This window comes from Sphingomonas sp. Leaf198, from assembly GCF_001424005.1.
GTDB lineage: Bacteria > Pseudomonadota > Alphaproteobacteria > Sphingomonadales > Sphingomonadaceae > Sphingomonas.
Genome location: NZ_LMPX01000002.1, coordinates 335013 through 349368, shown reverse-complemented (window position 1 = coordinate 349368; position 14356 = coordinate 335013). Strand labels below are relative to the sequence as shown.

At 65.8% G+C, this 14356-nt stretch carries 14 protein-coding genes; 8 read left to right on the top strand and 6 right to left on the bottom strand.

Annotated features, from left to right (window positions below; genetic code table 11):
- The first annotated feature begins 56 nt into the window (after positions 1-56).
- The 3 genes from ASG20_RS08655 (at position 57) to ASG20_RS08645 (ending at position 2367) form a co-directional block, all read left to right on the top strand.
- Entirely contained in the window at positions 57-821 is a 765-nt protein-coding gene (locus tag ASG20_RS08655; protein ID WP_056051092.1) for an SDR family oxidoreductase, read from the top strand.
- A 15-nt stretch (positions 822-836) separates the two neighbouring features.
- On the top strand, positions 837-1634 hold the full coding sequence (locus tag ASG20_RS08650; RefSeq protein WP_056051089.1) for an SDR family NAD(P)-dependent oxidoreductase: 798 nt from the start codon (positions 837-839) through the stop codon (positions 1632-1634).
- A 118-nt stretch (positions 1635-1752) separates the two neighbouring features.
- Positions 1753-2367: a superoxide dismutase gene (locus ASG20_RS08645; protein ID WP_056051085.1), complete on the top strand. Its 615-nt coding sequence runs from the start codon at positions 1753-1755 to the stop codon at positions 2365-2367.
- Between the two features lie 118 nt (positions 2368-2485).
- On the opposite strand, the gene ASG20_RS08640 is transcribed toward ASG20_RS08645, so the two are convergent.
- From ASG20_RS08640 to ASG20_RS08625, 4 genes are all read right to left on the bottom strand, one after another.
- Positions 2486-3103, bottom strand: a complete 618-nt coding sequence (locus ASG20_RS08640; RefSeq protein ID WP_269083210.1) for a septation protein A — start codon at positions 3101-3103, stop codon at positions 2486-2488.
- Between the two features lie 182 nt (positions 3104-3285).
- Positions 3286-4221, bottom strand: coding sequence for a signal recognition particle-docking protein FtsY (ftsY, locus tag ASG20_RS08635; protein ID WP_056051078.1), 936 nt, complete (start codon positions 4219-4221; stop codon positions 3286-3288).
- Positions 4218-5465, bottom strand: coding sequence for a tRNA (N(6)-L-threonylcarbamoyladenosine(37)-C(2))-methylthiotransferase MtaB (mtaB, locus tag ASG20_RS08630; RefSeq protein ID WP_056051075.1), 1248 nt, complete (start codon positions 5463-5465; stop codon positions 4218-4220). Before mtaB ends, ftsY begins: the two co-directional genes overlap by 4 nt.
- 71 nt (positions 5466-5536) lie before the next feature.
- The gene (locus tag ASG20_RS08625) at positions 5537-7108 is read right to left on the bottom strand and encodes a putative bifunctional diguanylate cyclase/phosphodiesterase (RefSeq protein ID WP_082470938.1); all 1572 of its coding nucleotides are present in this window, start codon (positions 7106-7108) and stop codon (positions 5537-5539) included.
- Between the two features lie 379 nt (positions 7109-7487).
- On the opposite strand from ASG20_RS08625, the gene ffh reads away from it, so the two are divergent.
- The 3 genes from ffh to rimM all read left to right on the top strand — a co-directional run bounded on the left by ffh (position 7488) and on the right by rimM (position 10402).
- Positions 7488-9044 (top strand): signal recognition particle protein, encoded by a 1557-nt coding sequence (gene ffh / locus ASG20_RS08620; protein ID WP_056051072.1) that lies wholly within the window; start codon positions 7488-7490, stop codon positions 9042-9044.
- Positions 9045-9112: 68 nt separating this feature from the next.
- A complete protein-coding gene (rpsP, locus tag ASG20_RS08615; RefSeq protein WP_056051069.1) occupies positions 9113-9538 on the top strand; it encodes a 30S ribosomal protein S16 in 426 nt (141 codons plus the stop codon).
- Positions 9539-9901: 363 nt separating this feature from the next.
- The gene (rimM, locus tag ASG20_RS08610; protein ID WP_056051068.1) at positions 9902-10402 is read left to right on the top strand and encodes a ribosome maturation factor RimM; all 501 of its coding nucleotides are present in this window, start codon (positions 9902-9904) and stop codon (positions 10400-10402) included.
- Between the two features lie 79 nt (positions 10403-10481).
- On the opposite strand, the gene ASG20_RS08605 is transcribed toward rimM, so the two are convergent.
- Positions 10482-11387, bottom strand: a complete 906-nt coding sequence (locus ASG20_RS08605) for an NAD(P)/FAD-dependent oxidoreductase (RefSeq protein WP_056051065.1) — start codon at positions 11385-11387, stop codon at positions 10482-10484.
- A gap of 108 nt (positions 11388-11495) precedes the next feature.
- On the opposite strand from ASG20_RS08605, the gene trmD reads away from it, so the two are divergent.
- Positions 11496-12227, top strand: a complete 732-nt coding sequence (trmD, locus tag ASG20_RS08600; RefSeq protein WP_056052865.1) for a tRNA (guanosine(37)-N1)-methyltransferase TrmD — start codon at positions 11496-11498, stop codon at positions 12225-12227.
- Positions 12224-12616, top strand: coding sequence for a 50S ribosomal protein L19 (gene rplS / locus ASG20_RS08595; protein ID WP_031395442.1), 393 nt, complete (start codon positions 12224-12226; stop codon positions 12614-12616). The genes trmD and rplS overlap by 4 nt, the downstream gene beginning before the upstream one ends.
- A 935-nt stretch (positions 12617-13551) precedes the next feature.
- Here the strand turns inward: rplS and ASG20_RS08585 are convergent.
- Positions 13552-14091 (bottom strand): pseudouridine synthase, encoded by a 540-nt coding sequence (locus ASG20_RS08585; RefSeq protein ID WP_056051059.1) that lies wholly within the window; start codon positions 14089-14091, stop codon positions 13552-13554.
- Positions 14092-14356 lie beyond the last annotated feature (265 nt).

The window sequence follows — 14356 nt, the reverse complement described above, 5'->3', positions numbered from 1 at the left end:
GGAAAGGTCGGGCCCTCCCCCGACCCCTCCCGCAAGCGGAAGGTGAGCAGAAGACAATGTCACAGTTCGACCTGACCGGCATGGTCGCCATCGTCACCGGCTCCTCGCGCGGCATCGGCTTGGCGTCCGTGCGCGAACTCGCCGAGCACGGCGCGAAAATCGTGATCTCCAGCCGCAAGCAGGACGCGTGCGACACGGTCGCGGCGGAACTCAACGCCAGGCATGGCGACGGCACCGCGATCGCCATCGCCGCGAACATCTCCGACAAGGCGGGGCTTCAGCATCTGGTAGACGAGACCCGCGCGACGTTCGGTCGCATCGACATCCTCGTCTGCAACGCCGCATCGAACCCCTATTACGGGCCCCAGGCCGGTATCGCCGACGACCAGTTCCGGAAGATCCTCGACAACAACATCGTCTCGAACCACTGGCTGATCCAGATGGTCGCGCCCGAGATGCTGGAGCGCCGCAGCGGCAGCATCATCATCATATCCTCGATCGGCGGGCTGCGTGGCTCGCCGGTGATCGGCGCCTATTGCATCAGCAAGGCCGCCGACATGCAACTCGCGCGCAACCTCGCGGTCGAGTTCGGCCCGTCCAACGTCCGCGTGAACAGCATCGCGCCCGGCCTGATCAAGACCGATTTCGCGCGCGCCTTGTGGGAAGACCCGCAGCGGATCGAGGCAGCGAACACCAGCGTGCCGCTCCGCCGGATCGGCGAGCCGGAAGAAATCGCGGGCGCGGTCGTCTTTCTGGCGTCGTCGGCAAGCAATTTCATGACCGGCCAGACGATGGTCATCGACGGCGGCGTCACGATCTAAGCGAAGGACCATGCGATGCGTTTTACGGACAAATCCATCATCGTCACCGGAGCAGGTTCCGGCATCGGCCGCGCCGCCGCGCTCCTGTTCGCGAGCGAAGGGGGCAGGGTCGTCGTCGCGGACAAGACCGAGGGGGCGGACGAAACCGCGCACCTGATCGTGCAGGCCGGCGGCACGGCGAAGGCGATCCGCATCGACGCTGGGCTCGAAGACGACGTGATCCGCACGATCGCGCTCGCTTGCGACAGCTTCGGCGGGCTCGACGTGATGTTCGCCAATGCGGGAATCTCGGGCGGCATGGCGAACCTGTTCGACACCGACGTCGCGCTCATCACCGAAGTGCTGCGCGTCAACCTGATCGGCCCGTTCCTTGCGATCAAGCACGCCGCGCCGCGGATCGCCGAGCGAGGGAAGGGCGCGATCGTCCTCACTGCCAGCGTCGCCGGCATCCGCTCTGGCGCTGGCTCGCCCGCCTATTCCGCGTCGAAGGCCGGCGTCATCAACCTTGCCGCCGTCTCTGCCCAGCAACTCACAGGCTCGAACGTCCGCGTCAACGCGATCTGCCCCGGCCTGACCGAGACCGGCATGACCAAACCCGTGTTCGACTATGCGCGCGAGGCGAACAAGATGGACCGCGTCGGCCGCCTCAACCCGCTTCACCGCGGCGCGCAGCCCGAGGAACTCGCCAAGGTCGCGCTGTTCCTCGCCTCCGACGACGCCAGCTACATCAATGGCCAGGCGATCGCGGTCGACGGCGGCCTCTCGTCGAGCCATCCCGTGACACGGCAGGAATACGGCAAGACCGCCGCCTGACCGATGATGCTGTCGGGTCGCGGCGTTTCGGCCGCTGGATACGCTTGCGCAACGACTTTTGCGGGACCATTTGCGACGTGCGGACGTTGAGCGTCCGACCCCATAAAGGAGAACCCCCATGGCTTTCGAACTCCCACCGCTGCCGTATGCCTATGACGCGCTCGAGCCGGTGATCGACCAGGAAACGATGAAGTTTCATCACGACAAGCATCACGCGGCGTACACCGCGAAGCTGAACGAAGGCGTCGAGAAGGATTCCGCGCTGGCGGGCAAGTCGATCGAGGACATCCTCGGCATGATCTCGTCGCAGCCACCGCTGGTCCGCAACAATGGCGGCGGTTTCTGGAACCACGACTTCTTCTGGAAGACGATGGCGGCCAAGAACGGCCAGGCACCGTCGGGCAAGCTCGCCGAGGCGATCAATCGCGACTTCGGTAGCCTCGACAAGCTGAAGGAAGAGTTCAACACCAAGGGTGCGGGACAGTTCGGTTCGGGCTGGGCATGGCTGATCGCGGACGGCAGCGGCAAGCTGAAGGTGACGAGCACGCCGAACCAGGACAACCCGCTGATGGACGACGCCAAGGAGCCTGGCACGCCGTTGCTCGGTAACGACGTGTGGGAGCACGCCTATTACCTGACGTACAAGAACGATCGTCCGGGCTATCTGAAGGCCTGGTGGGACATCGTGAATTGGGACGTCGTGGCTGAGCGTTACGCGAAGGTCGCGGGCTGACCTTAATCCCCCTCCCGCTTGCGGGAGGGGCTAGGGGAGGGCGCGGCGTACGTACCGGCGTCCGGTTTGTTTGGTCCGGCCCTCCCCCGACCCCTCCCGTGAACGGGAGGGGAGTAGGTTACCCTTCGGGCGGCAGGTCGGTCACGGCTTTGTCGCCCGTTTGCAATCCGTGTTTCAGCAGCATCGGAATGTTGGCGAACGCGAACAGCAGCGTGAGCGGGATCGCGCCCCATAGCTTGAAGCCGACCCAGAAATCCCAGGTCGTGTTGCGCCACACCGCCTCGTTCAGCACCGCCATGAACACGAAGAACACCGCCCAGTTGCGCGTCAGCTTACGCCAACCTTCCGCGGACAGACCGGGGTAAGCGGTGGCGAGCAGCGACTGGAGCAGTGGGCGACCGGTGACGAGCCCGAACGTCAGGATCGCCGCGAACATCGCGTAGATGATCGTTGGCTTCATCTGGATGAAGCGCTGGTCGTGGAAATAAATCGTCAGCCCGCCGAACACGACGATCAGCGCGCCCGACAGCCACAGCATCGGCGAGATGTGGCCGGTCTTGACCTTCGACACGATCATCGCGGCTACCGTGGCGATGATGAACGCGGTGGTGGCGGCGACGACGCGGACGATCGGCAGGCCAGGGGTGAGGAAGTTCACCGCGAAGAAGACCGCGAGCGGGCCGTAGTCGACCGCCATGCGGAGGCCGGGGGATAGGGGGGGCTTGGTTGGGGTCACTGGGTTTTCGCTTCCTGGGGGCGGGTGCGTGCGGGCATGTACCTCGATACAGGCTCTCGACAAGCTCGATCCTTACTCGGCACGAACGGGGTGGTTCGGGAGGGCGTTTATCAGCTCATGCCGTTCGTCCCGAGTAGCCGTCGAGCTTGTCGAGATGGCGTATCGAAGGACAGTTCCGAGTGTTACTTTCGAACGCTTTCCACGCCGGCGATGATCCGACTCACCTCGTTCGCATCGAACGGGCGGAGGTCGGTCATGCCCTCGCCGATACCGATCGCGTGGATCGGCAGGCCGTATTTCTCGGCCGCCGCAACCAGCACGCCGCCGCGCGCGGTGCCGTCGAGCTTGGTCATTACGAGACCGGTGACGCCCGCGACCTCCTTGAAGACCTCGATCTGCTGGAGCGCGTTCTGGCCGGTCGTCGCGTCGAGCACGAGCACGATATCGTGCGGGCTTTCAGGGTTGATGCGGCCCAGCACGCGGCGGATCTTGGCCAGTTCGTCCATCAGCTCGCGCTTGTTCTGGAGGCGGCCGGCGGTGTCGACGATCAGTACGTCTATGCCGGTCTCTGTCGCCTTCTTGACCGCGTCCCACACTACGCCCGCCGCGTCGCCGCCCTCGGGGCCGGTCACGATCGGCACGCCGACGCGCTCGGCCCAGGTGCGGAGCTGGCCGATCGCGGCGGCGCGGAAGGTGTCGCCGGCGGCGAGCATCACACCGTAGTCCTGCTCCATCAACAGATGCGCGAGTTTGGCGATGGTGGTGGTCTTGCCCGAGCCGTTGACGCCGATGACGAGGATCACCTGCGGGCGCGGGAAGGCGTCGATCTCGATCGGCTTGGCGACCGTGGCGAGGACCTTCTCGACCTCCTCAGCGACGATCACGCGGATGCCGAGTTCTTCCATGTTGCGCTCGAAGCTGCCCTCGGACAGGCGGCGGCGGATGCGGCCGGCGGTCTCGGGGCCGAGATCGGAGGCGATCAGTGCCTCCTCGATGTCGTCGAGCGTCGAATCGTCGAGCCGTGCGCCGCCGAGGCCGGCGAGGTTGCCGACCAGCCGGTCGGAGGTGCGCTTGAAGCCGCCGATCAGCTTGTCGTGCCAGGTTGGGGTGGTGCTCATGATGGTTCTCGTGTTGCGCTGAGGCGGTCGGACGTGGCGCCGGTGATCGTGATGCGGACGATGTCGCCGGGTATGGCGGGTTCGTCCAGCAGGACTTCTGCGAAATTGCCGATATGGCCGCGTTCGCCAGGGCGTTCGACGAGCAGATCCTGCGACGTGCCGACCAGCGTTTGCAGCCAGTTCGCTCGCGACGTTTCGCCAGCCTCGCGGAGGAGGGCGGCGCGCTGGCGGCGGACTTCGGGTTCGACCTGCGGCATCCGCGCGGCGGGGGTGCCGGCGCGGGGCGAGTAGGGGAAGATGTGAGGGTGGACGATGTGGCAGTCGTCGATCAGCGCGCGCGTGTTGGCGAACATCGCCGCATCCTCGGTCGGGAAGCCGGCGATCAGGTCCGCGCCGATCGCGATGTCGGGGCGGGCGGCTTTGAGGCGCTCGACGAGGGCGACGCTTTCGGCGCGCGAATGGCGGCGCTTCATGCGCTTGAGGATCATGTCGTCGCCGGCCTGCAATGACAGGTGGATGTGCGGCATGATCCGGCGCTCCGTCGTCAGCAGCGCGAAGAGGCGGTCGTCGATCTCGATGCCGTCGAGCGAGGATAGACGCAGGCGTTCCAGGTTGGGGACGTGGTGCAGAATGCGCTCGACGAGGTGGCCGAGCGTCGGCGCGCCGGGGAGGTCGGGGCCGTAGCTGGTGAGGTCTACGCCGGTCAGGACGATCTCGCGGTGGCCTGCGTCGACGAGCCTGGCGATCCGGTCGACGACCGCGCCGGCGGGCACCGAGCGGCTGGGGCCGCGGCCGAACGGGATTGCGCAGAAGGTGCAACGGTGGTCGCAGCCGTTCTGGACTTCGACGAACGCGCGAGCGTGCGCGGAGAAGCTCGCGGCGAGATGCGGCGCGGTCTCGCGGACCTGCATGATGTCGGAGACCACCACTGCGTCATCCGTCTGCCAGGCTGAAAACGTCAGCTTGTCGGCGTTGCCGACGACGCGGTCGACTTCGGCCATCGCAGCGAAGCTGGCAGGATCGATCTGCGCGGCGCATCCGGTGACGACGATCTGTGCCTCGGGGCGGTCGCGCTTCGCGCGGCGGATGGCGACGCGCGTTGCCTTCACCGCCGCGTTGGTGACGGCGCAGCTGTTGACCACGACCATGTCCCGCCCGGCGACGAGTGCGCGGATGGTCTCGCTTTCGGCGATGTTGAGGCGGCAGCCGAGGCTGATGACCTCTGGCGCGGGGGCGGGTGACATGCGCGCGATTTAGGAGCCGTAGGGGGCGAAGTCCACGCTTTGTGGTTCGGGTCTGGCCCGGCTGCCGTCGATCAGCCCGCCAACCTTGGCGCGATGCCGCGCTGAGGCGGCGCGCTGATGTCCGGTCGTTGCGCCAGCAGCCGCTTTTCCGCGAGCAGCCGGCGCACCTGCGCAGCGCACAGCGGCCGCCCGTACAGATAGCCCTGGCCCTTTGCGCATCCCATGCCGCGCAGTCGCTCTTCGATTGCGGCGTTCTCGATTCCCTCGGCGGTGGTCGGAAGGTTGAGACTGTCGCCGAGCCGGACGATCGTGTTGACGATCGCCATGCTGTCGGGGTTGTCGAGCATCGAGCCGACGAAGCTCTTGTCGACCTTGATCCGGTCGAACGGCAGCGCGCGCAGATGCGCGAGGCTCGAATAGCCGGTGCCGAAATCGTCGAGCGCGATGCGGATGCCCTGATTCTTCAGGCTGCCAACAATCGACTGCGCGAGCGGCAGATTGTCGAACAACGCGCTTTCGGTGATCTCGATCTCGAGCCGGCTGGCGGGAAAGCCGGTCTCGACCAGCGTCTTGATGATCTTTTGCGCCAGCCACGCGTCGCGCAACTGCACCGGCGAGATGTTGATCGACAGCGACAGGCCTGCATCCCAGTCGCGCGCGGCGGTGAACGCCTGACGCATGACCGACAGCGACAGATCGCCGATCAGGCCGATACCCTCCGCGATCGGAATGAAAACTTCCGGCCCGATCGCGCCGCGCGTCGGATGCTCCCACCGCGCGAGCACCTCGAACCCGGTGATGCAGCCGGTCGTCAGATCGACCTGCTGTTCGAAGAACGGCACGATCGCATCGTTGGGGACCGCCACGCGCAACCCGGCCTCGAGTTCGCCGCGCAACTGGACGGATCGCTCCATCGCGCCATCGAACCAGGCATGACGATTGCGCCCGGCGACCTTGGCAGCATGCAACGCCATGTCCGACGTTCGCAACAGCGCGTCCATCGACGTGCAATCGATGTCCGAGCGGGCAATGCCGATCGAGGTGCTGACGTGGACTTCGGTCTCGCCGATGAGGAACGGTTTCGAGAGGTCCGCGATCAGCCGGTCGGCGATCCGATCGACGACCCCGGGATAGGCGGCATCGAACACCACCGCGCAGGCGAACTCGTCGGCGTTGAGGCGCGCGAGCAGGCTCGACCCGGGGACCAATGCGCTGATCTTTTCGGCAACGAGCGTGAGCAGCGCATCGCCGATGGCATAACCGTGCACGTCGTTGACCGTCTTGAAGTGATCGAGATCGATGGTCAGCAGGGCCAAGGCCTTGCCCCGGCGAAGCGATCCGGTGAACAGCGCGGCGCCTTCCTCGATCAGGCTTCGGCGATTCAGGAAGCCGGTCAGCGGATCATATTGCGACAGCAGCTTCGCGCGCTGATCCGCGTCCGACAGTTGCGACAGTTCTTCGGCGAGGCCGCGATACCGGAACCAGCCGAACAGGATCAGCGCGACGTTGAGAAACATGGCCGCGATCAGGGTGCGATCGATGACGGCGTTGCCGCCCTTCAAATGCTCGATCGCTTCCAGCAATACGCCCCCGCCGGTGCCGATGAACAGCAGCAGTGCGGCGCCCGTGAGCGCGCCGGTCATGAATTCCCGGCTGATGAGGCGAAGCGAACGGGTCGTCGCCGGCGGTAAAATCATCGATAAAACGGCCTGTAGGGTCCTTGGTGCATCCGATGTGCTCCGTGAGATATGTAGGACAGGTTAAGGTCCGCGGCGTTGCGCCGGGGCGTTGATATGCTGCGGTGAAGGGAACACGCAGGACGCCGTACGCTGTCGGCGGGTCTTCGGGATCACGCCTGCCTTGCACTTCGCGCGCGTTTCCCGTAGGTGGCGGCCCACGTTCCGTTACGGGGCGCATTGGACGAGCATCCAAGGATGCACGCTGGCCGGCGAGGTTTCGCCCGCCGGCGCTTTTGCGTTTGGCGTTCTTTGTGTCTCCATGGCGGTGTATGGGAGTATTTCGATGTTCGAAAGCCTGAGCGATCGACTTGGCGGCGTCTTCGACCGCCTTCGCGGCCGGGGTGCGCTGACCGAAGCGGACGTGCGTGCGGCGATGCGCGAGGTGCGCGTCGCGCTGCTCGAAGCCGACGTCGCGCTGCCCGTCGCGCGCGAGTTCGTCGAGAAGGCGACCGAGAAGGCGATCGGCCAGAACGTCCTGCGCTCGGTTACGCCGGGGCAGCAGGTCGTCAAGATCGTGAGCGATGCGCTGGTCGAGATGCTCGGTTCGGATGCCGTCGAGCTCGAGCTGGGCGTTACGCCGCCGGCCGTCATTATGATGGTCGGCCTACAGGGCTCGGGCAAGACGACCACGACCGCCAAGATCGCCAAGCGGCTGGCGGCGGGGCAGGCCAATTTCGGACAGGCCGGTCGCGAGCGCAAGAAGGTGCTGATGGCGTCGCTCGACGTCAATCGCCCGAACGCGCAGGAGCAGCTGGCGACGCTCGGCACGCAGATCGACGTTGCGACGCTGCCGATCGTGCAGGGCCAGCAGCCGGTCGATATCGCCCGCCGCGCGATGCAGGCGGCCAAGCTGCAGGGCTATGACGTCCTTATGCTCGACACCGCAGGCCGACTCCATGTCGACCAGGCGTTGATGGACGAGATGAAGGCGGTCGCCGACGTCGCGAACCCGGCTGAGATCCTGCTCGTCGTCGACTCGCTGACCGGCCAGGACGCGGTCAACGTCGCGCAGAACTTCTCCGACCAGGTGCCGCTGACGGGTATCGTGCTGACCCGCATGGACGGCGATGCCCGCGGCGGCGCGGCGCTGTCGATGCGCGCGGTCACCGGCAAGCCGATCAAGTTCGCAGGTACCGGCGAGAAGCTCGATGCGCTCGAGGCGTTCCATCCGGAGCGCGTCGCCGGTCGCATCCTCGGCATGGGCGACGTCGTCAGCTTGGTCGAGCGCGCCGCGGAGTCGATCCAGGCCGAAGACGCCGAGCGGATGGCCGCCAAGATGGCCAAGGGTCAGTTCGACATGAACGACCTGCGAGCCCAGCTCGCGCAGATGCAGCGGATGGGCGGGCTCGGTGCGCTGGCGGGGATGATCCCCGGCATGAAGAAGGCGCAAGGCGCGGTCGCGTCGGTCGGTGGTGAAAAGGTGCTGGTGCACATGGACGCGATGATCGGATCGATGACGATCAAGGAGCGCAACAAGCCCGAACTGATCAACGCCAAGCGCAAGATCCGCATCGCCAAGGGCTCCGGGACGACCGTCCAGGAGGTCAACAAGCTGCTGAAAATGCACCTCGAAATGTCGACCGCCATGAAGAAGATCAAGAAGATGGGCGGCATGAAGGGCATGATGGCGATGCTCGGCAAGGGCGGCCTTGGCGGCGGTCTCGGCGGCATCGGCAATGCGATCGGCGGGCCGCAGATGGGCGATATGCTCAACAAGGCTGGCGCTGGTGGCCTGCCGGGCGGCGGCGGCGGTATGGGCGGCGGCGGTCTGCCGGGGCTTGGTGGCCCCAAGATGCCGCAGATGCCTGCCGGTTTCGACGATTTTCTGAAGAAGAAATAACCTCCTTATCCAACCACGACACCTCGGCTTTCGCTCGGGGATCTATCTAGAAAACGAAGGAAAATATCATGGCAATCAACATTCGCCTCGCGCGCGGTGGCTCCAAGAAGCGTCCTTACTACAAGATCGTCGTTGCCGATGCGCGTTCGCCGCGTGATGGCCGCTTCATCGAGAAGATCGGCAACTACAACCCGCTCCTCGCCAAGGACAACGAGCAGCGCGTGCAGCTCGACGCCGACCGCGCGAAGCATTGGCTGAGCGTCGGCGCGCAGCCGACCGACCGCGTCGCGCGCTTCCTTGACCAGGCTGGCGTGCTCGAGCGTTCGGCGCGCAACAACCCGAACAAGGGCAAGCCCGGCGAGAAGGCCACCGAGCGCGCTGAAGAGCGTGCGACCAAGGCGGCCGAAGCTGCCGAGGCTGAAGCTGCTGCGAAGGCGGCGCCTGCTGCCGAGGCAGAGGCTGCTCCTGCCGAGACCGAAGAAGCCGCTTCGTAAGACAGCGCTTCCGGAGTGGGGCAGGGCGTGATCGTCCTACCCCTCTCCGTCATGCCGGGCTTGTTCCGGCAACCCCCCGTCCGCGGATTCGAGAGAATTGGGTGCGCGGAACGGTGGACCCCGGAACGAGTCCGGGGTGACGAAGGTGCGGGAGGGTAACTCCCGTTCCGACTACGGGTCGCCAACCGCACCCGATCGGCCGTTCATGCGTTCTCTCAATCGGTAACCCCGAACAGGAGCGCATGATGGCCCCCGAATCCGACCCCCGCACAGCCCCCGCACCCGAGGACATCGAAGATGCCACCAACCAAGGCGTCTCCGCCGACGACCCCGCCGAAGGCTCCGACGACACCCCCGGCCGCGATGAAGGCTCCGCGCAAGGCTGACGTGACGCTCGCCGTCGTCATCGGTGCGCACGGCATCGGTGGCGAAGTGCGGCTGAAGGTCTTCGCCGAGAATTTCGGGAGCTATAAGAGCTTCAACAACGGTGCGCTGTCGCTGAAATCCGCCCGTAACGGCAACAACGGCATGATCGCGCGCTTTGCCGAAGTGGCTGATCGCAATGCTGCCGAGGCGATGCGCGGGACCGAACTGACGGTGCCGCGGTCTTCGCTGCCGCCACTCGAAGACGGTGAATACTATCATACGGATGTGATCGGGCTCGATGTCGTCTCGACCGATGGCGAGGCTATCGGGCGCGTCGTGGCGATCGATAATTTCGGTGCGGGTGACGTGATCGAGATCGAGCGGCCGCCCGTGGATGACAAGCCCGGCAAGCGGTTCATGATACCGATGCGACCCGAGGCCGTTCCTGAATGGGATGCCGATCGGCTTATCGTCGAAGCGTCGTTCGCCGCTGAGTAAGTCTTGTTCTCCCGCGAAGGCGGGAGTCCAGTCTGGGTCCCCGCCTTCGCGGGGAAACACTCTTTCCTTGTCGCGCAGGCTACCGCCGAAGCGGGCGCTGCTCGGCGAGCGTGTTACGGATCGTCGTCGCAGCGACGCCGGCTTCCCCCATCGCATGGCTGATCTGGTCGAGCCCCTTAACCACGTCGCCCGCGGCGAACAGGCCGGGGATCGACGTACGCTGGTGCGAGTCCACTTCCAGGCACCCGTCCTCGGATGCGCGCGCGCCTGCTGCAACGGCCAGTTCCGAACGGATGACCGATCCGAGCGCTGGATAGATGCTGTCGAACGAGAGCCGCCCCTCGACCGTGTCCAAAGCCAATTTGTCTCCCTCGATCGCATAGTTGCCGCAGGGGCCTCCGACGCGGATAATCCCGGCTTCGTTTAGCGCCGCTTCGCATGCCGCATCGAGATCGTGGCCGCCCTCGGGCGCGATCAGCGTTACGTCATTTGTGTAACCGCGCAGGAACAGGGCCTCGCGCATGCCGTGGTCGCCGGTGCCGATGATGCCTACGCGCTTGTCGGTGACTTCGTAGCCGTCGCAGATCGGGCAGTAGCGGAGGAGGCCGGCTTCGAGCGCTTCGTCGTGGATGGCGTCTTGCATGTTTGGACGGTTGTTTACGACCCCGGTGGCGAGCAACACGCTCCGAGCTCGCACGCGGCGATCGCCGAGCCGTATGGTGAAGCCGTCGTCGTCGACTTCGATCGCGTCGACCCGTACGCCCTCGCGGACTGCGCCATAGGTTTCCGCCTGCGCCAGCATTCGCGCTAGCAGGTCCGTGCCGCGGATACCTTCGGGATAGCCGGCATGGTTGTGCGTGCACGGGATCAGCGCGGCGCGGCTGCTGCCGCAATCGAACAGGCGGATCGAGAGGTGGAACCGCGCGAGATAGATCGCCGCGGTCAGACCTGCCGGGCCGGCGCCGATGATGATGCAATCGTCCATTCGCCGCGAGCGTTTCGCCAGCGTAATTGTTCCACTGCGCCGATCCGTATAGGTGCTGGGCGCATTCGGCGCCGCACGATGGCGCAACCGCATAGAGAATTGGACGCCGTGACTTTCGCTGCCACGATATTGACGCTGTATCCGGAGATGTTTCCGGGGCCGCTGGGGACGTCGCTTGCGGGCCGGGCGCTGGGGGAGGGGCGGTGGTCTTGCTCGCCGGTGCAGATCCGGGACTTTGCGACGGACAAGCACAAGTCGGTGGACGATACGCCGGCGGGGGGCGGGGCTGGGATGGTGCTTCGGGCCGACGTGGTGGCCTCGGCGATTGACAGCGTTGCGGATGGGCGGCCGGTGTTGGCGATGACGCCTCGGGGGAAACCGCTGACCCAGGAGCGGGTGCGGGAGCTCGCGCAGGGTCCCGGCGTCACCATTCTCTGCGGCCGGTTCGAGGGGTTCGACGAACGGCTGTTCGAGGCACGCGAGATCGAGGAGGTCTCGATCGGCGACTACATCCTGTCGGGCGGCGAGATGGGCGCGCTGGTGCTGCTCGATGCTTGCATTCGGCTGCTGCCCGGCGTAATGGGCGCGGCTTCTAGTGGGGATGACGAGAGCTTCGAAACGGGGCTGCTCGAATATCCGCATTATACCCGACCTCAATCATGGGAAGGGCGCACGATCCCGCAGGTGCTGCGATCGGGGGATCATGCGAAGATCGCTGCATGGCGCAAACGCCGCGCGGAGATCGATACACGGTCACGGCGACCGGACCTTTGGGAGCGCCATGAGGGCGTTCGGGTCCAGTCGCCCTCTGGCGCGCAGCGACACGAGGACGAGACATGAACCTGTTGCAGACGATCGAAGCCGAGAACATCGCGAAGTTCCTGGCCAACAAGACGATCCCCGATTTCCGCCCCGGCGACACGCTGAAGGTCGGCGTGAAGGTCGTCGAAGGCGAGCGCACGCGTATTCAGAACTACGAGGGCGTGTGCATCGCGCGCTCGAACAAGGGCATGGGCTCGAACTTCACCGTGCGTAAGATGAGCTTCGGCGAGGGCGTCGAGCGCGTCTTCCCGCTCTACTCGCCGAACGTCGATTCGATCGAAGTCGTCCGCAAGGGCGCCGTGCGTCGCGCCAAGCTGTATTACCTGCGTGGCCGCACCGGCAAGGCAGCGCGTATCGCCGAGCGTCGCGACATGCGCCCTGCCAAGGGTACTGCAGCCGCCGAGTAATCGGAGACTGTTTGCGTTGGAGAAGGGCGCGGGGGCGATGGTCCCCGCGCCCTTTTTCGTTGTGCGCCTGAAATCAGTGTCTTGCGCCGATGCTGCAGTGCGGAAGTGCACGAAGTTCACAGTCTCACAGCGTTCTGCACATCGCCCGATATGGGGTTCGATAGGGGCGTTCTGGGCCAAGGTGATGCATGCGGGATAGGGGCGGGGTTGGGCATCCGCTGAGGGTGCGCTCCGAGGCGCGTGTAGGACAGCGGATTTGCACGTCGGCCAGCGGCGGCGGTGTCTGGGCGCTTCCCCCGTCCTTCGGGTGGTCGGGGGTGGTTGTCGGGTCGGATATGGACGCGCGATCCTGCGCAGGCCAACTTGCGCTTCCTTGTTCTCCCGCGAAGGCGAAAGTCCAGTCTGGGTCCCCGCCTTCGTGGGGAAACACGCTTTGCTCGGGGATTGGGATGGTCTCTGTCTGGACTACACGAGGCCTTGCCACATGGAGCGCACTCGCGTGGACATGCCCCACCCCGACCCTCCCCTGAAGGGGAGGGAGTGTTTGTTCTGCGCTGCCATCGCCATCATCACTATCATGCAACGCCTGCGCATCACGCAACGCGTCGTCATCCCCGCGCAGGCGGGGATCCATATCCTCGGGGGCCGGTGATTGTGGTGCGAGGCCAGCCAGTCTGGGTTCCCGCCTCCGCGGGAATGACGAGCGTTGGTTGGGGATGACCTAACCCCCGCTGCCTCGTCATCCTGACGAAAGTCAGGACCCAGGATCACGAACGCCGCGCTGCTTGGCTCTGGGTCCTGACTTTTGTCAGGATGACGGCGTGGGTGGGGAGGCGTTCCGCTTGCAGTCGCGAACGCTGTCGTCTGAAGGGTGCCCATGGGCGCCCGTGCCTCCGGTGGCCCGCAGGCGGCCGTCAGCCCGCCTCAAGCGCCCGTCAGGCGTCGCGCCACGTGCCGGGCTCCAGACCCGCCACGGTCCAGTCGCCGATGCTCCACCGGACCAGCCGCAGCGTGGGGTGGTCGATCGCGGCGGTCATGCGGCGGACTTGGCGGTTGCGGCCTTCGCGGATCGTTATCTTCAGCCAGCAATCGGGGATGCTCGCGCGGACCCGGATCGGCGGCAGGCGCGGCCAGAGGTCGGGCGCAGCGATCCGCTCGACGTCGGCGCGGGCAGGGCCGTCCTTCAGCAGGACGCCGCCCCGCAACCGATCGAGCGCGTCCTCGCCGGCATCGCCCTCGACCTGCACGAGATAGGTCTTGGCCAGCTTGAACTTCGGGTCCGCGATCCGCGCCTGGAGGCGGCCGTCGTCGGTCAGCAGCAACAGCCCTTCGCTATCGCGGTCGAGCCGCCCCGCCGGATAGACCCCCGGCACATCGACGAACTGCGACAGCGTCGCGCGCGGGGTCGGACTGTTCACGTCGGTGAACTGGCTGAGCACGTCGTACGGTTTGTTGAACAGGATTACTCGGGGCATGGTGAGGCTTTAGGGGCATTGTCGATCGGGTTCGACCGTAATTCCTCCCCTGCAAGGGGAGGTGGCAGCGCATAGCGCTGACGGAGGGGTGGCCCGCTCACGATAGGGCATCACCCCTCCGTCGCTTCGCGCCACCTCCCCTTGCAGGGGAGGATCAGCAGGTCGGATTGCGGTAGGGCGATCCGTCATCCCCGAACGTCGAAGCCAAACAATCCTCCCCCGCCAGGGGGAGGTGGCTGGCGCTTGTCAGACGGAGGGGGAGGAA